This window comes from Sulfitobacter sp. SBS6 (assembly GCF_048285585.1).
Classification (GTDB): Bacteria; Pseudomonadota; Alphaproteobacteria; order Rhodobacterales; family Rhodobacteraceae; genus Sulfitobacter; species Sulfitobacter pontiacus.
This window is the reverse complement of sequence record NZ_JBLWBA010000008.1, coordinates 162,462-181,352: the sequence shown is the minus strand read 5'-3', so window position 1 is coordinate 181,352 and position 18,891 is coordinate 162,462. Positions and strand designations below refer to the sequence as shown.

Below are 18,891 nucleotides of genomic sequence, written 5' to 3'. Positions count from 1 at the left end.
GGGCATGACGGCTGTGTTCGCATTTCCCTGATTGCGCAGTGCGGCGCCAACGGCTAGGCCATTTGCACCGCAGTTACGGGGCAGCACCACCATGAAACCTATCCGCCTTATGTCCGGCTTCTTCACCGTCGGGATCTGGACCCTCCTCAGCAGGGTCATGGGGTTCGTGCGCGATGTGATGATCGCGGGCTACCTTGGCTCCGGCCCCGCCGCCGAAGCGTTTCTGGTCGCCTTTTCCCTGCCCAACATGTTCCGCCGCTTCTTTGCCGAGGGTGCGTTCAACATGGCCTTTGTGCCGATGTTCTCGAAAAAGCTCGAAAGCGGCGATGATCCGGAGAAGTTCGCGCAGGATGCTTTCGTCGGCATGGCGTTCATCCTGACGCTGTTCACCATCATCGGGATCGTCGCGATGCCGGGGCTGGTGCTGCTGATGGCCTCGGGCTTTGCGGGGGACGAACGCTTCGATCTAGCGGTCGAATACGGGCGTCTGGCCTTCCCCTATATCCTGTTCATCTCCCTCGCCGCACTTGTATCGGGCGTGCTGAACGCCACGGGCCGCTTCATGGCAGCGGCGGCAGCTCCTGTGGTGTTGAACGTCATCTTCATCCTCGCCGTCCTGATCGGGGCCGCCCTTGGCCGCGACGGATCAGAGGCGATCGGCATGGGAATCGACAAGGCCCTTGGCCTGCAGATCGGCGACACGCTGGCGCTGTCTGTCCCGCTGGCGGGGATCGCGCAACTGGCGCTGGTCTGGTGGGCCGCGAAACGCGCGGGCTTCACACTGACCTTCGGCCGTCGCCCCCGCCTGACGCCCGAGCTGAAACGCCTCGCCATCATCGCCGCCCCTGCGGCCTTGGCAGGCGGAGTTATGCAGATCAACCTACTGGTCGGCCGTCAGGTCGCCAGCTTCTACGAAGGGGCCGTGGCCTGGCTCAATTACGCAGACCGCCTCTACCAACTGCCCTTGGGCGTGGTGGGGATCGCGATTGGCGTGGTGCTGCTGCCCGACCTGTCACGACGGCTCAAGGCCGGAGACGAACACGGATCGCACACCCAGATCAGCCGCGCCGCCGAGGTGTCGCTGGCGCTGACCATCCCTTCGGCGGTTGCGTTGATGGTGATCCCCTTCACGCTGGCCACGGTGCTGTTCCAACGCGGGGCCACAACCACAGATGACGCCGCGGCCATCGCCATTGCGGTGGCGATCTACGGGCTCGGCCTGCCGGCCTTCGTGCTGCAAAAGATCCTGCAACCGCTTTACTACGCGCGTGAAGACACCCGCCGCCCCTTCTACTTTGCAGTGGTGGCAATGGTGGTGAACGTGGTACTGGCCGTCGGCCTCAGCCCCGTGATCGGCTGGATAGCCCCTGCCATCGCAACGACATTGGCGGGGTGGGCGATGTTTGCCTTGCTGGCCTATGGCGCACGTGGCTTCGGGTTGGCCGCGAAATTTGACGCGCGTTTTCACAAACGCATCTGGCGCATCATGGCGGCGGCGGCGGTCATGGGCGGCGCGCTCTGGATCGGCAACCTGGCCCTGCAACCCCTGCTCGCCGAAGCCTGGTGGCGCGGGGTCGCCCTGGTGATCCTCATTGCCCTGGCGGCCGTCAGCTACTTCGGCACCGGCCAGCTCATCGGTGCGTTCAAACTGGCCGAATTCAAACGCGCCCTAAAACGCGGCTAACCCGCCCCACTTCTAAATGGCATTAAATCCCGGGGGTCAGGGGGCTGGCCCCCTGCCTGTCACGCCTGCCTGTCCCGCCTGCAAGCCTCACCGATGCCGAATACGCTCCCGCAGCCTGCCCCATTCGCCCGGCGCAAAAACAAAGCTCAGCGCGAAACCACAGGCAAAGCCCAAAAGCTCCGCCACCCACTGGGTGCCCGCGTCAAAGAACACGCCCCAGATCAGTTGCAACCCCATCAGCACGGCAATCAGCGAAAACGCGCGGTACTGCTGTTCCCCTTGCCCCGCCAGCTTGCGCCACATGACAAAGGAATAGCCGCCGATCAGCCCATAAACCGACGGATAGGCACCGACCAGCCAGACCGGATCATCCAGCACCAGCGCATAGACCACCGCCCCGAAAATGCCCGACACAAAGAAGATCGCCAGAAACGCCACCTGCCCCATCGCCTCCGCCACCATCTTGCCAAGCGCCAGCAACAGCACGCAGGCAAAGATCGCATGGGTGAACCCCAGATGGATGAAACTATAGCTCACCACCCGCGACAGGTCGCGCAGGGGGAACTGCATGTTGGCGACCATCCAGTCGAAGACATCGCCCGAAAATCCGAAGTCGCGGATCAAGGCCAGACGCCAGCCCACAGCAGCAGGGCCACCGATGATCCCGGCCTCGGCCAGCGACAGCACGACCTCTATCCCCGCCAGCGCCAGAAAAAGCAGCGTGACGGTTGCGGGCATCGGGTTCACGGGGGGGTGAAAATCTGGGTCTTCCATAGGGCCTCCTTGACGGGCATGGTGCGCATGGGTAAGCCCATCTGGCCGTAGTTTCCAGCCTTATCGGAGCATCCAATGACCGACACCTCTTTCACCCCGCGTGTGTTTTCCGGCATCCAGCCGTCGGGCGATTTGCATCTTGGAAACTACCTGGGCGCGCTCAAACGTTTCGCCGATGCGCAGGACAAGGGGGTGCAGTCGATCTACTGCATGGTCGATCTGCACGCGATCACCGTCTGGCAGGACCCTGCAGACCTCAAGCGCAGCACGCGCGAGCTTTGCGCAGGTTTCATCGCGTCGGGCATCGACCCCGATAAATCCATCCTGATCAACCAAAGCCAGGTACCCGAACACGCGCAACTGGCCTGGGTCTTCAACTGCGTGGCGCGTATGGGCTGGATGGGCCGCATGACCCAGTGGAAGGACAAGGCCGGCAAGAACGCCGAAGCTGCCTCGCTGGGGCTCTTTGCCTATCCCGCGCTGATGGCCGCCGACATCCTGATCTATCACGCGACCCATGTGCCCGTGGGCGAGGACCAGAAACAGCACCTTGAACTGACCCGCGACATCGCGGCCAAGTTCAACCATGACTACGGCGTCGATTTCTTCCCGTTGACCGAACCGGTGATCGAAGGGGCTGCGACCCGCGTCATGTCCCTGCGCGACGGCTCCAAGAAGATGTCGAAATCCGACCCTTCCGACGCCAGCCGTATCAACCTGACCGACAATGCCGACACCATCGCCAAGAAAATCCGCAAGGCCAAGACCGACGCCGATGCGCTCCCCTCCGAAGTGGACGGCCTCAAGGACCGGCCAGAGGCGCGCAATCTGGTGAATATCTTTGCCGCGCTGAACGACCAGACCGTTGAACAGGTTCTGGCCGATGTGGGCGGCCAGCAGTTCGGCACCTTCAAACCCAAACTGGCTGAACTCGCCGTCGCCAAAATGGCCCCGATCAGCACCCGCATGGCAGAGCTGATGGCCGACGAGGCAGAGATCGACCGCATTCTGGCCCACGGTGCCACCCAAGCGCGCGAGATCACCGCGCCGATCCTCAAGAAAACCTACGAGATTGTGGGCATGGTGGGCTAAACCAGCCCGCCCCTTCACCCTTTCCCAAATACTCACTCCACAGGTCCCCCCGCAGCACCAAGGCTGCGGGCCTTGCCCCCATGGACAATCCTTTAGCGTTTTGCCAGCCTTCGCCCGAACCACGAAGGGGATAGACGATGACCACCGGTTTTTTCATGGATGAACGCTGCTTTTGGCACGCAGGTGGCAACTATGCCTTTACCATGCCCGTGGGCGGCTTGGTGCAGCCGCTGGCCGCGGGCGGCCTGCCGGAAAACCCCGAGACCAAACGCCGCCTGCGCAATCTGATGGAGGTCACCGGCCTGATGGCCGAACTCGACGTGCGCAGCGCAGCACCTGCCACCCGCGACGATCTGCTGCGCGTCCATCCGGCTGCCTATCTCGACGACTTCAAGCGCCTTTCCGACGCGGGCGGTGGAGAGCTGGGGTTGCGCACCCCCTTCGCCGCGGGCGGGTTCGAGATTGCGGCGCTGTCCGCGGGCCTCTCCATCGCCGCGGTAGAGGCCGTCGCCCAAGGTGACCTCGACAATGCCTATGCGCTCAGCCGTCCACCGGGGCACCATGCGCTGCCTGATTTCCCCAACGGCTTCTGCCTGCTCGCCAATATCGCCATCGCGATCGAGGCAGCAAAGGCCAAGGGACTGGTGCGCCGCGTTGCCGTGCTGGACTGGGATGTGCACCACGGCAATGGCACCGAGGCGATCTTTTATGACCGCGACGACGTGCTGACGATCTCGCTTCATCAAGAAGGGAATTACCCGCTTGATACTGGCGCGCTGGCGGATCGGGGCGACGGCGCGGGAGCCGGTTACAATATCAATCTGCCGATGCATGCGGGGTCGGGGCATACGGCCTATCTGCATGCGCTCGATCGCGTGGTGCTCCCCGCGCTCGACGCGTATCAGCCCGATATGATCATCGTCGCCTGCGGTTTCGATGCCTCTATCGTGGATCCGCTGGCGCGCATGCAGGCCACAGCGGAAACCTTTGCCGAGATGACACAGCGTATCAAAGCCGCGGCGCAAAAACTTTGCGGCGGCAAGCTGGTGCTCGTCCATGAAGGCGGCTATTCAGAGGCCTATGTTCCCTTCTGTGGCCACGCCACCATTGCAGCCCTCGCAGACAGTGACATCACAGCGCCAGATCCCCATGCGAAGAACTTTCGCATCCGCCAGCCAAGCCCCGCATTCGACGCTTTCCTGCGCGCGTCCATTGACGACATGGCGCAAGAGCTGAACCTATAAGAGAGACCCCGATGCCGACACCCAATCCCGACGCGCTGCATTTCCTGCAAACCCGCCGTTCGCGCCCCGCCAAGACCCTGACCACACCGGTCCCCGACCGCGACACGCTGACCGAGCTGTTGACCGTGGCCTCGCGCGCGCCGGATCACGGGATGCTGGAGCCGTGGCGTTTTATCGTGATCGAAAAGCCTGCGATGGCGCGTCTGGCCGACATCGCCGAGGCACGCGGCACCGCCCTGGCGCTCGACGCCGAGCAGATCCAGAAGGGCCGCGGGCAATTTGATCAGGGCGATCTGGCGGTTGTGGTGGTCGAGGTGCAGAAACCCTCGCCCAAGATCCCGCCGTTGGAACAGACCTATGCCGTGGGCGGGGTCTGCCTTTCGCTGGTCAATGCCGCGCTCGCCTCTGGCTGGGGCGCGAACTGGCTAAGCGGTTGGGTCAGCCACGACCGCGCCTTCATGACCGAGGCTTTCGACCTCGCGGAACATGAACGCATCGCCGGCATTATCCATATCGGCACCGAAACCTCCGCCCCGCCAGAGCGCGGGCGCCCCGACATCACGGCGATCACCACATGGCAATAGCACAGATTTTTCGCGCCTTCGGGCTGGCCGTTGGACAGGTTGGCGATCCAAGCTTTCGCCGCGTGCTGCTGCTGGGTGTCGGCTTGGCGTTGCTGCTGCTCGTCGGTGCGTCTGCGGGCTTTGTCTGGCTGATCGACTGGCTGACCGGAGAGGACAACTGGCTGCCCGTCCTGGGCGAGGTTTCGTGGCTTGACGATCTGTTCAGCTGGGGGGCAGCGCTGCTGCTGATGGTGCTGTCGGTGTTCCTGATGGTGCCCGTCGCCTCGGCCATTACGTCGATGTTTCTGGATGATGTGGCCGACGCGGTAGAGGCCGAACACTACCCCCATCTGCCCCCCGCCACCCCCGTGCCCTTTGGCGATGCGCTGCGCGATACGGTGAACTTCATGGGGGTGCTGATCGGCGTGAACGTCGTGGCGTTGGTGCTGTACCTGATGTTCGCCCCCTTCGCGCCCCTGATCTTCTGGAGCGTGAACGGTTTCTTGCTGGGGCGCGAGTATTTCACGCTTGCCGCGATCCGGCGGGTGGGCCGGACCGAGGCAAAGCGTCTGCGCGGGAAACATGGCCTTACAATCTGGGCCGCCGGCGTGTTGATGGCGATTCCCCTGTCGGTGCCGCTGCTGAATCTGGTGATTCCGATCCTAGGGGCGGCGACCTTTACCCATTTGTTCCACCAATTGGTGTCGGCGCCCCGTGGAGCCACTGCTCCACATCCGCCACGGTGAACCAGCCCGACAGGATGATCCCCGCGATGATCGCCCAAAGCACGATCGACACAGCGGTCGTCCACAGCGCTTTCTTTTTAAGATGGTGATGTTCGGGGGCCCCCGCGTGAGTGCCCTCGACGATCTGGCCCAGATCCCCCTGGGTCTGCACCCGTACTGGCAGCAGGATCATAAAGACCATCGACCAGATCACGGTGAACAGAACGATACCTGACATGACGGCCATGGTTACACCTGCTCCAGCTCGACCAGCGCGCCGTTAAAGTCTTTGGGGTGCAGGAAAATCACCGGCTTGCCGTGGGCACCGATCTTGGGCTCTCCGTTCCCCAGAACACGCGCGCCGCTTTCCTTCAGGCGATCCCGCGCCGCGATGATGTCTTCGACCTCATAGCAGATGTGGTGGATGCCACCGGCGGGGTTCTTTTCCAGAAAACCGTTGATCGGGCTATCGTCCCCCAGCGGGTAAAGCAGTTCGATCTTGGTATTGGGCAGTTCGATAAAGATCACGGTGACGCCGTGGTCGGGTTCGTCCTGCGCAGGACCGACATTCGCACCCAAAGCGTTGCGGTATTGATCCGCAGCGGCCTCAAGGTCCGGCACGGCGATGGCTACGTGGTTTAGGCGACCGATCATCATTCTTCTCCCTCAAATCAACATTTGACCCGGTTTATGGGCTGCCGCTGCCGCAAGAGCAATGCGTCACGTTAACACCGTATTAGCGAAGCGCGCCTAACCATAGGTCACCCACAAAGCATAACGGAGGAATCATGGATACGCTTGAACATCAGGCCCAAAGCCTGCCCGCCCCCACGGCCGACCGCCCGCTTTTGGGCCTTACCGTTCTGGTGATCGAAGACAGCCGCTTTGCCTGCGAGGCGATGCGCCTGCTCTGTCTCCGCTCTGGCGCGCGGATCAGACGGGCCGACAGCCTGCGCGCGGCGCGGCGGCATTTGCAGGTCTACCGCCCGTCGATCGTGATTGCCGATCTGGGGTTACCAGACGGAAACGGCATTGATCTGATTGCGGAACTGGCACAATCGCAGCCCCGCGTGGATGCGCTACTGGCGATTTCGGGGGACACCCACCTGGCGGCGGATGCGCTGGCCGCAGGGGCAGACCGTTTCATGAGCAAACCGTTGCAGTCTTTGTCACAGTTTCAACAGGTCGTGCTGGCCGCCCTGCCCCAGCATCACCGTCCGCTGGGGCTATCCGTGCTTGCCGATGAAACGATCACACCCGACACTATCGCGTTGCAGGATGACATGGCGCATATGGATGACGTTCTGTCCGGCCCCTGTACGCCTCAGACGCTGGAATATGTCGCGCAGTTTCTGACCGGCGTGGCGCGCAGTGCGCGGGACGCAGCACTGGAACAGGCGGCGACAGCGCTGGCAGCACGCAGTACCTTGGGCCTGCCGGCGATAGAAGAACAACGGGTGATCCGGTCGGTCTTGCGCCAACGCCTGATGCGGCAGATCGCGATATAGTCGCGGGTCACGTCAGCGGGTCACTGGACACCCGCACGAGGCTGGTCAGGTCGCCCAACCGTTCGCGCTGCTTGCCCTCTGCGTCAAAGTTTGCAGGGGAAAGCCACGCCTCGAAGGCTTCGCGCAGGCCCGGCCATTCGGCGTCAATCGCCGCAAACCAAGCCGTATCGCGGTTGCGGCCCTTAACGACAGCCGCCTGTCGAAAGATGCCTTCGTAGCTGAAGCCCAAGCGTTGCGCGGCACGGCGCGACGGCATGTTCAGCGCGTTACACTTCCATTCATACCGACGGTATCCCGCCTCGAACGCCCATTTCATCATCAAATACATGGCATCCGTCGCCGCCCGCGTGCGCTGCAACGCCGGCCCAAAGGTGATTGACCCGACCTCTATCGATCCGGCCTCTGGCGCGATGCGCAGATAGCTTGCCACCCCTTCGATATGCCCTGTCTCTAGGTTCTTGATCGCATAGAAAAGCGGGTCGTCTTTGGTTTCGACCTCGCGCACCCAGCGGTGAAACTGGGCAGAGGATGAGAACGGCCCGTCATACATATAATGCCACAGTTGATCCTGACCTTCAAAAGCGCGGAACAGCAGGGCGGCGTGGGCCTCGGCGTTCAGCGGTTCAAGCTGGGCGTAGCGGCCCGTCATCACCGTCCGCGGCGGGCGCGGCGGGACGGAAAAATCTGCAACAGGGGCACCAAGTGGGCCGGGGGGCTGGTCATCTTGTTTCATGCGCTTACGTTAAGGCCAAGCGCTGTCAGCGCCAAGACCCGAATGTCATATGACATCACCCAATCTGGAGCGCAGAAAGGTCCTGTTTTTGCCACAAACGCCTGCGAGGCTGATGGCATCCGCAACCACCAACCCACCCACGTCACCCATCCCAAGGGGCACATCATGTTCACCAAACTGCGCCGCATCTACGCCAAGGAAACCAGTTTCGACTGGACCGTCTTTGCGGCAAATGTGGTGGGTGTGGCGATCGTGGCACTGGCTTTTGCCCATGCGCGCGACTTTGGCGCGCAGGCCGTGGTAGAGGTTGCGCACGCCGGTTTCTGACCTTTGGGCGCAGGCCGGCATGACATAGACCGCCACCCCGACACCACGAGATTCAAACGAAAAAGCCCGCCTTTGGAATATCCAAGACGGGCTTTTCTATGGGTATGTTGCAGGGCTTAGTCCTGCGGGATGACCCGCAGACCCAGCTCCATCAACTGATCCGACTGTGGTTCGCTTGGCGCGTTCATCATCAGGTCTTCGGCGCGCTGGTTCATCGGGAAGAGGATCACCTCGCGGATGTTCGCCTCTTCCGCCAGCAACATGACGATCCGGTCGATACCGGCCGCACACCCACCGTGGGGCGGGGCACCGTATTGGAACGCGTTCACCATGCCGCCGAACCGCTTTTCGACTTCGTCCTTGCCATAGCCTGCGATCTCGAACGCCTTGAACATGATCTCGGGCTTGTGGTTCCGGATGGCGCCAGACACCAGTTCGTAGCCGTTGCACGCAAGGTCATACTGATAGCCAAGCACTTCAAGCGGGTCGCCCATCAGCGCGTCCATCCCGCCCTGCGGCATGGAGAACGGGTTGTGTTCAAAGTCGATCTTGCCGGTTTCTTCGTCTTTCTCGTAGATCGGGAAATCGACGATCCAGGCAAAGGCGAAACGGTTTTCGTCCGTCAGACCCAATTCGGCACCGATAACGTTACGGGCACGGCCCGCGACACCTTCGAAGGACTTGGGCTTGCCGCCAAGGAAGAACGCCGCATCGCCCACGTCCAGACCCAATTGCTGGCGGATCGCCTCGGTACGCTCTGGCCCGATGTTCTTGGCCAGCGGGCCCGCTGCTTCCATGCCACCTTCGACCTCACCGGCTTTCAGCTTGGCTTGGGCTTCTTTCACCGTGATGCCCAGTTCCTGTGCCACGCTGTCGGCGGTTTTCTCGCGCCAGAAGATATAGCCCATGCCGGGCAGCCCTTCTTTTTGCGCAAAGGCGTTCATGCGGTCGCAGAACTTGCGGCTGCCGCCTGTGGGCGCGGGAATGGCGCGGATTTCGGTGCCTTCCTGTTCCAGCAGTTTCGCGAAGATCGCAAAGCCGGAGTCGCGGAAATGGTCGGACACGACCTGCATCTTGATCGGGTTGCGCAGGTCGGGCTTGTCAGAGCCATACCACAGCGCCGCATCTTTATAAGAGATTTGCGGCCATTCCTTATCCACAGCCTTGCCGCCGCCGAATTCTTCGAAAATGCCAGTCAGCACGGGCTGGATGGTGTCGAACACGTCTTGCTGTTCGACAAACGACATCTCGAGGTCGAGCTGGTAGAAATCGGTGGGCGACCGGTCAGCGCGCGGATCTTCGTCGCGGAAACACGGCGCGATCTGGAAATACTTGTCAAAACCGGACACCATCAGCAGCTGTTTGAACTGCTGCGGGGCCTGCGGCAAAGCGTAGAACTTGCCCGGGTGCAGACGCGACGGCACGAGGAAGTCGCGCGCGCCTTCGGGGGAAGACGCGGTGATGATCGGCGTCTGGAATTCTTTGAAGTTCTGGTCCCACATGCGCTTGCGGATCGACGACACAACGTCGGACCGCAGCACCATGTTGTCCTGCATTTTTTCGCGACGCAGATCGAGGTAGCGATAGCGTAGGCGGGTTTCCTCGGGATATTCCTGATCGCCAAAGACCTGCAAAGGCAGTTCTTTCGCCGGCCCCAGCACTTCGATGTCGCGCACGAAAACTTCGATCTCGCCGGTGGGGATCTTGGTGTTGACCAGATCGGCGTCGCGGGCCTTTACCTCGCCATCGATGCGGATACACCATTCGGACCGCACCTTCTCCACCTCGGCAAAGACGGGGGAATCAGGGTCGCACAGCACTTGGGTCATGCCGTAATGGTCGCGCAGGTCGATAAACAGGATACCACCGTGGTCGCGCACACGGTGCACCCACCCGGACAGGCGAACCTTGTCGCCAACGTTTTCCTTGCTCAGATCGGCGCATGTATGGCTGCGATATGCGTGCATGACGGGTCCCTTTCGAGGGCTAGAATTGTTCGGGGCAGGTACACCGTTTGGGGCCGCGGAAGTCAAGAGTTTCCCGTAAAAACGGCACAAACCGCGGGTAAAACCCCCGCGTTAAACCATAGCGCTGAAAATAGATGGGCCGCCTGCTCCTCCCAAAGCAGACGGCCCTTCCCGCGCGACGTTGATGATCCTCTTACAGGACCAGTACATCAAGCGGCGGAAACCCGTTAAAGCCGACCGAACTGTACGAGCTTGTGTAAGCGCCGCAGTTCTTGATCATGACTTTGTCACCGTCCCTTAGGTCAAGTGGAAGGTCAACCGGATTTTTTTCATAAAGCACATCGGCACTGTCGCAGGACGGGCCAGCAAGCACACAGGGGCCGACGGGCTTGCCGTCATGCGGGGTCACAAACTGATAGCGGATCGCCTCGCCCTCGGTTTCGGCCAGACCGGAAAAACGCCCGATATCCAGATACACCCAACGGCGCGCCGCCTCTGCCGATTTGCGCGACACCAGCAACACTTCGGCCGCGATATGCCCTGCCTCTGCGACCATGCCGCGGCCCGGCTCTGCCATCAGGACCGGAATCTCGCCAAAGCGTTCTTTGACAGCGGCAACGACTGCGGCGGCATAGCCGCGCGGCGCATCCACCGGATCACCGTGATAGGCAGGAAAACCGCCGCCGATGTTCAGCAGTTGCAGGTCGTGCCCTGCTTCTTTCGCGGCGTGCCACAGCGGGGCGACCTGATCCAGAACGGGGTGCCAGTATTCGGCGCGACGGGTTTGCGACCCGACGTGAAACGACAGACCATAAGGCACGAGACCCACGGATTTGGTGTACTCCAGCAGGCTTGGCAGCAGCGAGCCCGCGCAGCCGAACTTGCGGGTCAGCGGCCAGTCCGCCATGGAATTCTCGACGATCAGACGGATATAGACGCGCGCGCCGGGGGCGTGCTCTGCGATTTTGTCGAGCTCTGCCTCGCAGTCGGCGGCGAACATGGTCACCCCGATGGAATGGGCAAAGGCGATATCAACGCCGCGTTTGATGGTATTGCCAAAAGAGATTTTCGCAGGATCCGCCCCTTGGGACAAACACAGCTCGATCTCCTGACGCGACGCCGCATCAAAGCCCGAGCCGCGTTCGACCAGCATACGAATGATCTCGGGGGCGGGGTTCGCCTTTACCGCATAGTGGATTCGCGCATCGCCCAGACCGGCTTGCAGCGCGTCGTATTGAACACCCACACGGGCGCGGCTGACGACGAGAGTCGGTTTGTCGAAGCTGTTGTTCCAGATGTAATCAGCCGCTTCGTCATAGTTCGATGCTGCGGATGTGTTCACGGTGGCGGTAGCTGTGGCGTTCATGGTCATCTCCAAAGAGCAAGGAAGGGCGGGAGTACCCTAACATGTCGTTTCAAGAGACGTTACCGTCGCTGCATAGGCGCGGGGTCAATCCGCGGACAGACGGACCGGCCAGAGGCGCGTGCGTTGGCGTCTGTAAGCGCGCATTTACGCTGTTTTCAGATTCGCGCAAGTGGCAAAATACTTGATACGACAATTCGTTTTTCAAGGAGGCACGCAAAGCGCTGCGTACCGGTGAGCGGTGACGGATCGGGGCTATTTTTCCCAATCCGTGCCGATGGCTTCGCGGTCCTTTTCGCGTTCTTCGGCTGCCATTTCCCGCACCTCCGCGCGCTCTTCGGCGTCGCTTTGTTCGGGCGTGGAATTCGACTGTGGCTCCCCTGTCAGGGCAAGCGAGAACAGGATCGGGAAGTGGTCGGACCCGATATTGGGCAAGCGCGACATACGGATCAGGCGGAACTCTGCATCATGGAATAGGTGGTCAAGGGGCCAGCGCATGACGGCAATACCCGCGTGAAACGTGTTATAGAACCCACGTCCGACCCGTGGGTCCAGCAATCCCGATAGCCGCTGAAACCGGCGGGTGGTGGTGGACCAGGCAACGTCGTTCAGATCACCTGTCACGATCGCGGGCAGATCGTCCTTGCTGGCTTCGATGCCGACCAACGCGATCTCTCCGTCGCGGCCTTTGGTGTCGTGATAGGGCACGGGTGGTTCGGGGTGCACGATATACAAACGCCACATCCGCCCTGACGGCATCGCGACCTTGGTCCGGATCGACGGCACATCATCAACCAGCAGGTCCCGCACCTGCGTCTCTGACGGCTCCATCTTGGACATCATGACCACGCCATAGGAGTTATCCTTGGGCACTTTCACCCAATGCGGGTACTGGTCTTTCAGCGCGTCATAAAGCGCATCGACCCAGTCCGGGTCCACCTCAAGCGCGGCGGCGATATCGGGGTCTTCGGTGCGGATCAGGTCGATCAGACGCTGATACTGGCGATTGGATTGTTTCACGTTTGACGCGAGGATGGTGACACGGTTTTCCGCATCGGCGGCCTGTGCCTCGGTCGCATCCACCGATTGGCGCGGCCAGAGCGGCGTGAATTTCAGGATGTAGCCCGTGTGGATTGCCGCAATCACAGCGAGGATCGCCAGCGCCGGGTTGCGATGGTCGGGCTCAAGAAACACCAGCGCCACGGCAGCCAGCGCGACGGTCAACACGAACAGCTGCTCACGGGGGAACGCCATCCCCCGGATCGCGCCGTGCGGTATCTTGCTAAAGGGAAGCACGCTGATCGCAGCAACGAGTGCGACAACGCCCCAAAACAGACCGAGTAGTATCGTCGCCAGCATGCATGCCCCCTACGTCAAAAAAGGGGCGCAGAGCGGTTGCCCTGCACCCCTAGCTCAACACAAGGTTAAGCGGATTTGTTCCGAAGCCGCCAGATGGGCGGAACCGAATTACTTGTCGTCGTCTTCATCCGCGTCGGAACCGCCCTCGGGCAGCTTGAAGAAACTGTCGGCGTCAGAATAGTCGCCGTGGTCTTTTTCTTCGTCATCCGCAGGGTTGCCGGACAGGGTGAACGTTTCCAGACCTTCGATAGAGGTCGGCATCTTCGGTTCCGTATCCATGCCAAGCGATTGTTCGGTGCTGACCAAACGGCGGCGTTCGTCATCGGTCATCAAACCACCTTCGGCGGCTTTCTTGGCAGCGGCTTTCTGGACGGCAGCGTCCAGTTCGGACTGTTTGCACAGCCCCAAAGCCACGGGATCGATCGGTTGGATGTTCGCAATGTTCCAGTGCGTCCGCTCGCGGATCGCCTGAATGGTTGGCTTGGTAGTGCCGACCAGCTTGCTGACCTGACCGTCGGAGAGTTCGGGGTGGAACTTGACCAGCCAGTAGATCGACGCGGGGCGGTCCTGACGTTTGGACAGCGGCGTATAGCGCGGGCCGCGACGTTTCTCTTCGCCTTGGGCAGACGCGTTGAACTTGAGCTTGAGCTTGTGCAGCGGGTTCGCCTGCCCTTTTTCGATCTCTTCTTCGGTCAGCTGGTTGTTGGCAATCGGGTCAAAGCCCTTCACGCCTTGCGCCACGTCGCCATCCGCGATGCCCTGCACTTCAAGCTCGTGCATTTCCACGAAATCCGCGATCTGTTTGAAGCTCAAGGTTGTGTTGTCCACCAGCCATACGGCAGTGGCGCGGGCCATAATCGGTTTTGCCATGTCGGTCTCTCCTTAAAACGCACTTTCCCCGTCGCCTGAAATAGGCTGTCCTGCGGGGCAGAACGGTTTCCATTGTGGGGGAACTTGAACGCCTTATACTCGGACCGGCAAAATAAGGAAAGACCCCAATGCGATTGCTGATCCTGTGCCTGTGTCTGTTGCTGGCCCCGATGCCCCGCCCCGCGGCGGCCAAGGGCGAAATTGCGGGGGGATTTGACTATTACGTGCTGGCGCTCAGCTGGTCGCCCAACTGGTGCGCGCTGGAAGGCGATGCGCGCGATTCCGCGCAATGCGACGCGCGCCACGATCACGGCTGGATCATGCACGGGCTTTGGCCGCAGCTGCATCGGGGGTTCCCCTCCTACTGCCGCACCGCCGAACGCCCCCCCACCCGTGGCATGACCGCCGCCATGGCTGACATTATGGGAACGCCCGGTCTGGCGTGGCATCAATGGAAGAAACACGGCAGTTGTACCGGCCTGTCTGCCACCGGATATTTCGATCTGTCGCGTCAGGCCTATGATGCCGTGACCCTCCCCGCGGTCTTTCGCAAGATCACGGGCGACATCCGCCTGCCCGCCTCGGTGGTGGAGGAAGCGTTCCTGAAAGCAAACCCGACGATGGAGGCCGATGGCGTTACCGTCACCTGCAAAAGCGGCTACATTCAAGAAGTGCGTCTATGCCTGTCAAAAACGCTGGAGCCGGTGCCTTGCGGGCGCGACGTGATCAAGGATTGCACGCTGGATGACGCGCTGTTTACCCCGATCAGATAAACCCGGCACTACGTGCGATCATTGCGGCGTCGGTGCGGTTGCGGGCGTCCAGCTTGCGGCACAGCGTTTTGACGTGCAGCTTGATCGTGACCTCTTGCAACTCTAGGTCGCGGGCGATTTCCTTGTTCGATTTCGCCTCCATCAAGCCGCGCAGAACCTGACGCTCCCGCTCTGACAGGGCCTTTTCAAAATCGGTTTCTTCGGGATCGTCCTTGCCAGACATAAAGTTGACGGGCGCGTAAATCTCGCCCGCGGCCATAAAGCGGACCGCGTTGACCAGTGATTTCGCAGGCAGCGTCTTGGGCAGGAAACCGATCGCGCCCATGGCCAGCGCCTGTTCCGCGATCAACCGCGTTGCCGTGCCCGAAATCAGACCGACAGGCTTTTCCTCGTTGGCTTTCATGACCTTAGGCAGCGCCTCAAGCCCCTTCATGCCGGGCATCGTATAGTCGAGCAGCACCAGATCAAACGGCCCTTCTGCCTCTATCTTGGCCATCGCTTCGGGCAGGTCGCTTGCTGCAACCGTCTCTGTCTCGCCATCGGCGTCCAGAAACATTGCAATCGTTTCGCGGACCATATCGTGGTCGTCCGCAATCAGTATCCGTAATGCCATAAGTTCTTTCCTTCCCTCGCCACCACCTCAATGCTGCTTAAGTAGTCGTAGACCAACTTATGGGCGAATAATAGCACACATGAGGATAGGATAACTGTGTCGAATTTTTGACGGCTATACCTTCGTATAGTAAGAATACCCTTAATCTCAGTCGCTCTCCAAACGGCGTTAACCTAAGGTTGATGTACAAACACAGGGGAAGGATACCGAGTTATGACGTTTCAAGCTTTCACCAAGACAATCACCGCCGCACTGTGCGGTGCCGCATTGGCCACTGCTGTGAGTGCACAAGAAGACGCCGTTCTGACCGTCACGGCAGGCGACATGGAACACACCTATACGATGGAGCAGCTGAAAGAACTGCCCTCGTCCAGCTTCGAGACCGAAACCATCTGGACCGAAGGCGCGCAGACCTTTCAGGGCGTATCGCTCAAGGATCTGATGGACACGCTGGACGTGTCCGAAGGTACGATCGAAGCAACCGCAATCAACGACTATGCGGTCGAAATCCCGATGGAGGATGCGGTGTCCGACGGGCCGATCATCGCCTATGCCAACAACGACAAAGAGATGTCGCGCCGCGGGAAAGGTCCGCTATGGATTGTCTATCCCTATGACAGCGACGTAAAGTACCAGACAGAGACGATCTATAGCCGTTCTATCTGGCAGTTGAACCGGCTGGCGATCAAGTAACCGCAAGGCATGTTCACCATGGCCGATTTGATGCAGCGCGGCCCACAGCGGAACAGGGTAAGATACGTTCTTGCCCTGGCGCTGATGGTCGGCATCCTGCTTGCCGGCTACCTGGCGTTCAACGTCTGGGACCGCGTGCGCGCCCTTGGCAGCGCGCAGCAGGATCATGCCGAATGGGTGTTCTCACAGCTTGAAATCGACTTTCTCAAACTGGATGGTGCCGTTGAACAGGCACGGTCCGGTGATGAAAACGATCTGGCGAACCTGCGCAAACGGTTCGACATCTTCTACAGCCGCACCGAAGTCGCCGAACGCGTACAGCAAAGCGGCGACCTGACCCGCGAAATCCAGAAGATACAAGCGGTTCTGGACACACAGATCCCCCTGATCGACGGCAGCGATGAGGGGCTCGCCGCAGGTGTGCCCGCCCTGTCGGATGCGCTGGACACGGTCGAGGATATGCCGCGCAACATCGGGCTTGCCTCCATCTCCTTTGCCGCCAAAGCGGCGGAGGCCGAGCGCAAAGAGATCGCGCAGCTGATCGAGATCTTGCTGGTGATTGTGGTGACCGTGACCATTGCGCTACTGGGGGCGATCCTCCGGCTGTCGCGCCAGACGATCACGCTCAACCGTGCCTCGCGCGAGGTCGAACGCAACCACTCGCAGCTTGAAACCATGCTACGCGCCTCGCTTGATGCGGTGATGGTGCTGTCGGTAGATGGCGAGATTATCGATTTCAACGGCTCTGCCGAAGAGGTCTTTAGCATCTCGCGCGATCATGCGCTTGGACGCAGCTACATCGAACTGCTGGTCCCCCCTAAACTGCGCCATCGCCAACGGGACAACCTCGCCCATTTCAACGAAACCGGCAAAACGCGGCTGGCCGAAACCGGCCGTCACGAGACAGAGATGATCGACGGCACCGGCCGCATCTTCCCTGTCGAACTTTCGGTGTCGCTGGCGCGGTCAAACGACGCGCCGGTTTTCGTCACCTATATCCGCGACATCACCGACAAACTGCAAAAAGAGCAAGAGATCATCCGCGCCCGCGACGAGGCACTGGATGCCTATCAGGAAAAATCGCGTTTCTTCGCGATGATGAGTCACGAGATGCGCACGCCGCTGAACGGCATCCTCTCCGCCATCCACTTGCTGCATGACGACAAGCTGGACGCCGAACAGCGCAAATACGTCGAAGCCGCACTGAAATCCGGTGACATCCTGCTGGGCCATATCGACGACGTGCTAGCCATCGAACGCAGTGAGGCCGAAACCAACGACAACGAGTTGCAAGCCAGTGATATGGTCGCGCTGACCGCCGGCATGGTCAACACCATGACGCCACTGGCCAAGACATCGGACACGCGCCTGCATCTGGATCAGGACGGGCTGACCGACACACCCATCCTGACAGACCCGCGCGCGGTGCAGCAGATTCTGGTCAACCTCATCAGCAACGCGATCAAATTCAGCCCCGACGACGATATTGTGCTCAGCGCGACCTATGACATGGAAACGGACAATGCGCCGATGCTGCATATCGAAGTGGCAGACAATGGCCCCGGTATCCCGCCCGATGACCTCAAGCGGATTTTCGAGGATTACGTATCGCTCGACAGCCGCTACGAGCGGCGCACAGGGGGCACCGGTCTGGGGCTGGGCATCGTGCGGCGGCTGGTGCACCGTCTGGGCGGCACGATCACCTGCGTCTCCGAGGTTGGCAAAGGCGCGCGGTTTATCGTGCGACTGCCAGCAGACTTCGTGCAGACAGAAGCCCCGCAGCCCGTCGCCCAACCGCAGCTTGATACCGAAGACACCCCCGCGATGAACTTGCTGGTCGTCGACGATAACGAGATCAACCGCGATCTGCTTAAGGCAATGCTGGGCCGTCTGGGTCACGAGGTCACCCTTGCCAGCAGCGGCCCCGAAGGCATCGATCGTGCGGCCGAACAGAGGTTTGACGCGATCCTGATGGATATTTCGATGCCGGGGATGAGCGGGCTACAGGCCACGCAGGTGATCCTTCAAGGGGGCGGGCCCAATGCCGATACCCCGATCATGGCCGTGACCGCCCACGCCCTGCCCAACGAACGCGCGGCCTTTACCGCGGGCGGGATGACCGGCTTTCTGCAAAAACCCATCAACACGCGCCGTCTGAAAACCGCGCTAAGCGAGCTTGTGATGCCCGCCGCTGAGGGTGCCTCTGATGCGGCTGAAGCGATGCACGCCGAGCCGCAGCATCCGGTGTTGAACGCCAATCAGGTGAACGAATTGTTCGAACTACTTGGTCCTGAAAAGCTTGCCGATCGCATTGGCAATCTGCGCCAACGTGTAGAGGGGCAATTGCCGCCCCTAGCCTCTGCCGAGGACCGCGACGATCTGCAACGCAAGACCCACGACCTTGCCGGGTTGTGCGGCATGTTCGGCGCAGAGCGTATGCACGCGCTGCTTGCCACCATCGAACAGGACTGCAAACAGGGCGACGTGGATAAAGCCCGTGATCAGGTCGCCAAAGTGCCCGCGGCATGGGCCGAAACCCTTGATGCGTGGGAGGCGCGCCTGTCGGCGTAGCGCCCCCTGAACGACAAAGGGCACCCTGATAT

General features: G+C 61.0%; 19 protein-coding genes. 10 read left to right on the top strand and 9 right to left on the bottom strand.

What is annotated here, in order from left to right; translation table 11 throughout:
• Nucleotides 1–91 precede the first annotated feature (91 nt).
• Nucleotides 92–1,684, top strand: a complete 1,593-nt coding sequence (gene murJ / locus ACNQ62_RS14620) for a murein biosynthesis integral membrane protein MurJ (protein WP_306285426.1) — start codon at nucleotides 92–94, stop codon at nucleotides 1,682–1,684.
• 87 nt (nucleotides 1,685–1,771) lie between these two features.
• Here the strand turns inward: murJ and ACNQ62_RS14615 are convergent, their stop codons facing one another.
• Nucleotides 1,772–2,458 carry a rhomboid family intramembrane serine protease gene (locus ACNQ62_RS14615; protein WP_037943134.1) on the bottom strand — a complete coding sequence of 229 codons (687 nt, stop codon included), beginning with the start codon at nucleotides 2,456–2,458 and terminating at the stop codon, nucleotides 1,772–1,774.
• Nucleotides 2,459–2,533: 75 nt separating this feature from the next.
• On the opposite strand from ACNQ62_RS14615, the gene trpS reads away from it, so the two are divergent.
• The 4 genes from trpS (at nucleotide 2,534) to ACNQ62_RS14595 (ending at nucleotide 6,103) form a co-directional block, all read left to right on the top strand.
• On the top strand, nucleotides 2,534–3,550 hold the full coding sequence (trpS, locus tag ACNQ62_RS14610; protein WP_064216346.1) for a tryptophan--tRNA ligase: 1,017 nt from the start codon (nucleotides 2,534–2,536) through the stop codon (nucleotides 3,548–3,550).
• A gap of 137 nt (nucleotides 3,551–3,687) precedes the next feature.
• Nucleotides 3,688–4,794, top strand: coding sequence for a class II histone deacetylase (locus ACNQ62_RS14605; RefSeq protein WP_418095144.1), 1,107 nt, complete (start codon nucleotides 3,688–3,690; stop codon nucleotides 4,792–4,794).
• An 11-nt stretch (nucleotides 4,795–4,805) separates the two neighbouring features.
• Nucleotides 4,806–5,378, top strand: coding sequence for a nitroreductase family protein (locus ACNQ62_RS14600; RefSeq protein ID WP_064216344.1), 573 nt, complete (start codon nucleotides 4,806–4,808; stop codon nucleotides 5,376–5,378).
• A complete protein-coding gene (locus ACNQ62_RS14595; RefSeq protein WP_037964839.1) occupies nucleotides 5,369–6,103 on the top strand; it encodes an EI24 domain-containing protein in 735 nt (244 codons plus the stop codon). Before ACNQ62_RS14600 ends, ACNQ62_RS14595 begins: the two co-directional genes overlap by 10 nt.
• Here the strand turns inward: ACNQ62_RS14595 and ACNQ62_RS14590 are convergent.
• Both ACNQ62_RS14590 and mce read right to left on the bottom strand, forming a co-directional pair.
• Nucleotides 6,036–6,329 carry a DUF1467 family protein gene (locus ACNQ62_RS14590; protein WP_005851259.1) on the bottom strand — a complete coding sequence of 98 codons (294 nt, stop codon included), beginning with the start codon at nucleotides 6,327–6,329 and terminating at the stop codon, nucleotides 6,036–6,038. The two genes, ACNQ62_RS14595 and ACNQ62_RS14590, sit on opposite strands and share 68 nt — an antisense overlap.
• Before the next feature lie 2 nt (nucleotides 6,330–6,331).
• Nucleotides 6,332–6,736, bottom strand: coding sequence for a methylmalonyl-CoA epimerase (gene mce / locus ACNQ62_RS14585; RefSeq protein WP_005851258.1), 405 nt, complete (start codon nucleotides 6,734–6,736; stop codon nucleotides 6,332–6,334).
• Between the two features lie 134 nt (nucleotides 6,737–6,870).
• Here mce and ACNQ62_RS14580 point away from each other — a divergent pair, with 134 nt between their 5' ends.
• Nucleotides 6,871–7,590 carry a response regulator gene (locus ACNQ62_RS14580; RefSeq protein ID WP_005851256.1) on the top strand — a complete coding sequence of 240 codons (720 nt, stop codon included), beginning with the start codon at nucleotides 6,871–6,873 and terminating at the stop codon, nucleotides 7,588–7,590.
• A 7-nt stretch (nucleotides 7,591–7,597) separates the two neighbouring features.
• Here ACNQ62_RS14580 and ACNQ62_RS14575 read toward each other — a convergent pair whose 3' ends face one another.
• Nucleotides 7,598–8,323, bottom strand: coding sequence for a GNAT family N-acetyltransferase (locus tag ACNQ62_RS14575; RefSeq protein WP_132997524.1), 726 nt, complete (start codon nucleotides 8,321–8,323; stop codon nucleotides 7,598–7,600).
• Nucleotides 8,324–8,488: 165 nt separating this feature from the next.
• On the opposite strand from ACNQ62_RS14575, the gene ACNQ62_RS14570 reads away from it, so the two are divergent.
• Entirely contained in the window at nucleotides 8,489–8,650 is a 162-nt protein-coding gene (locus ACNQ62_RS14570; RefSeq protein WP_418095143.1) for a hypothetical protein, read from the top strand.
• Nucleotides 8,651–8,766: 116 nt separating this feature from the next.
• Here the strand turns inward: ACNQ62_RS14570 and aspS are convergent, their stop codons facing one another.
• From aspS to ACNQ62_RS14550, 4 genes are all read right to left on the bottom strand, one after another.
• A complete protein-coding gene (aspS, locus tag ACNQ62_RS14565; protein ID WP_418095142.1) occupies nucleotides 8,767–10,617 on the bottom strand; it encodes an aspartate--tRNA ligase in 1,851 nt (616 codons plus the stop codon).
• A gap of 193 nt (nucleotides 10,618–10,810) precedes the next feature.
• The gene (locus ACNQ62_RS14560; protein ID WP_005851249.1) at nucleotides 10,811–11,989 is read right to left on the bottom strand and encodes a type III PLP-dependent enzyme; all 1,179 of its coding nucleotides are present in this window, start codon (nucleotides 11,987–11,989) and stop codon (nucleotides 10,811–10,813) included.
• 246 nt (nucleotides 11,990–12,235) lie between these two features.
• Complete coding sequence (locus ACNQ62_RS14555) at nucleotides 12,236–13,339, bottom strand: endonuclease/exonuclease/phosphatase family protein (RefSeq protein WP_005851247.1); 1,104 nt, start codon at nucleotides 13,337–13,339, stop codon at nucleotides 12,236–12,238.
• A gap of 108 nt (nucleotides 13,340–13,447) precedes the next feature.
• Nucleotides 13,448–14,209, bottom strand: a complete 762-nt coding sequence (locus ACNQ62_RS14550; protein WP_009825939.1) for a DUF1013 domain-containing protein — start codon at nucleotides 14,207–14,209, stop codon at nucleotides 13,448–13,450.
• Between the two features lie 128 nt (nucleotides 14,210–14,337).
• Between ACNQ62_RS14550 and ACNQ62_RS14545 the strand changes: the two genes are divergently transcribed.
• Complete coding sequence (locus ACNQ62_RS14545) at nucleotides 14,338–14,982, top strand: ribonuclease T2 family protein (RefSeq protein WP_418095141.1); 645 nt, start codon at nucleotides 14,338–14,340, stop codon at nucleotides 14,980–14,982.
• Here the strand turns inward: ACNQ62_RS14545 and ACNQ62_RS14540 are convergent.
• Nucleotides 14,975–15,595: a response regulator gene (locus tag ACNQ62_RS14540; RefSeq protein WP_064216337.1), complete on the bottom strand. Its 621-nt coding sequence runs from the start codon at nucleotides 15,593–15,595 to the stop codon at nucleotides 14,975–14,977. The two genes, ACNQ62_RS14545 and ACNQ62_RS14540, sit on opposite strands and share 8 nt — an antisense overlap.
• A gap of 213 nt (nucleotides 15,596–15,808) precedes the next feature.
• On the opposite strand from ACNQ62_RS14540, the gene ACNQ62_RS14535 reads away from it, so the two are divergent.
• Both ACNQ62_RS14535 and ACNQ62_RS14530 read left to right on the top strand, forming a co-directional pair.
• Nucleotides 15,809–16,288, top strand: coding sequence for a molybdopterin-dependent oxidoreductase (locus ACNQ62_RS14535; RefSeq protein ID WP_306285419.1), 480 nt, complete (start codon nucleotides 15,809–15,811; stop codon nucleotides 16,286–16,288).
• Nucleotides 16,289–16,306: 18 nt separating this feature from the next.
• On the top strand, nucleotides 16,307–18,859 hold the full coding sequence (locus ACNQ62_RS14530; protein ID WP_418095140.1) for an ATP-binding protein: 2,553 nt from the start codon (nucleotides 16,307–16,309) through the stop codon (nucleotides 18,857–18,859).
• Nucleotides 18,860–18,891 lie beyond the last annotated feature (32 nt).

Excerpts from the sequence above, each read along its gene's own strand:
- trpS (WP_064216346.1), top strand. The coding sequence starts at position 2,534 with ATGACCGACACCTCTTTCACCCCGCGTGTGTTTTCCGGCATCCAGCCG.
- ACNQ62_RS14580 (WP_005851256.1), top strand. The coding sequence starts at position 6,871 with ATGGATACGCTTGAACATCAGGCCCAAAGCCTGCCCGCCCCCACGGCC.
- aspS (WP_418095142.1), bottom strand. The coding sequence starts at position 10,617 with ATGCACGCATATCGCAGCCATACATGCGCCGATCTGAGCAAGGAAAAC.
- mce (WP_005851258.1), bottom strand. The coding sequence starts at position 6,736 with ATGATCGGTCGCCTAAACCACGTAGCCATCGCCGTGCCGGACCTTGAG.
- ACNQ62_RS14575 (WP_132997524.1), bottom strand. The coding sequence starts at position 8,323 with ATGAAACAAGATGACCAGCCCCCCGGCCCACTTGGTGCCCCTGTTGCA.
- ACNQ62_RS14605 (WP_418095144.1), top strand. The coding sequence starts at position 3,688 with ATGACCACCGGTTTTTTCATGGATGAACGCTGCTTTTGGCACGCAGGT.
- ACNQ62_RS14545 (WP_418095141.1), top strand. The coding sequence starts at position 14,338 with ATGCGATTGCTGATCCTGTGCCTGTGTCTGTTGCTGGCCCCGATGCCC.
- ACNQ62_RS14560 (WP_005851249.1), bottom strand. The coding sequence starts at position 11,989 with ATGACCATGAACGCCACAGCTACCGCCACCGTGAACACATCCGCAGCA.
- ACNQ62_RS14555 (WP_005851247.1), bottom strand. The coding sequence starts at position 13,339 with ATGCTGGCGACGATACTACTCGGTCTGTTTTGGGGCGTTGTCGCACTC.
- ACNQ62_RS14530 (WP_418095140.1), top strand. The coding sequence starts at position 16,307 with ATGGCCGATTTGATGCAGCGCGGCCCACAGCGGAACAGGGTAAGATAC.
- ACNQ62_RS14550 (WP_009825939.1), bottom strand. The coding sequence starts at position 14,209 with ATGGCAAAACCGATTATGGCCCGCGCCACTGCCGTATGGCTGGTGGAC.
- ACNQ62_RS14590 (WP_005851259.1), bottom strand. The coding sequence starts at position 6,329 with ATGGCCGTCATGTCAGGTATCGTTCTGTTCACCGTGATCTGGTCGATG.
- ACNQ62_RS14535 (WP_306285419.1), top strand. The coding sequence starts at position 15,809 with ATGACGTTTCAAGCTTTCACCAAGACAATCACCGCCGCACTGTGCGGT.
- murJ (WP_306285426.1), top strand. The coding sequence starts at position 92 with ATGAAACCTATCCGCCTTATGTCCGGCTTCTTCACCGTCGGGATCTGG.
- ACNQ62_RS14600 (WP_064216344.1), top strand. The coding sequence starts at position 4,806 with ATGCCGACACCCAATCCCGACGCGCTGCATTTCCTGCAAACCCGCCGT.
- ACNQ62_RS14570 (WP_418095143.1), top strand. The coding sequence starts at position 8,489 with ATGTTCACCAAACTGCGCCGCATCTACGCCAAGGAAACCAGTTTCGAC.
- ACNQ62_RS14595 (WP_037964839.1), top strand. The coding sequence starts at position 5,369 with ATGGCAATAGCACAGATTTTTCGCGCCTTCGGGCTGGCCGTTGGACAG.
- ACNQ62_RS14540 (WP_064216337.1), bottom strand. The coding sequence starts at position 15,595 with ATGGCATTACGGATACTGATTGCGGACGACCACGATATGGTCCGCGAA.
- ACNQ62_RS14615 (WP_037943134.1), bottom strand. The coding sequence starts at position 2,458 with ATGGAAGACCCAGATTTTCACCCCCCCGTGAACCCGATGCCCGCAACC.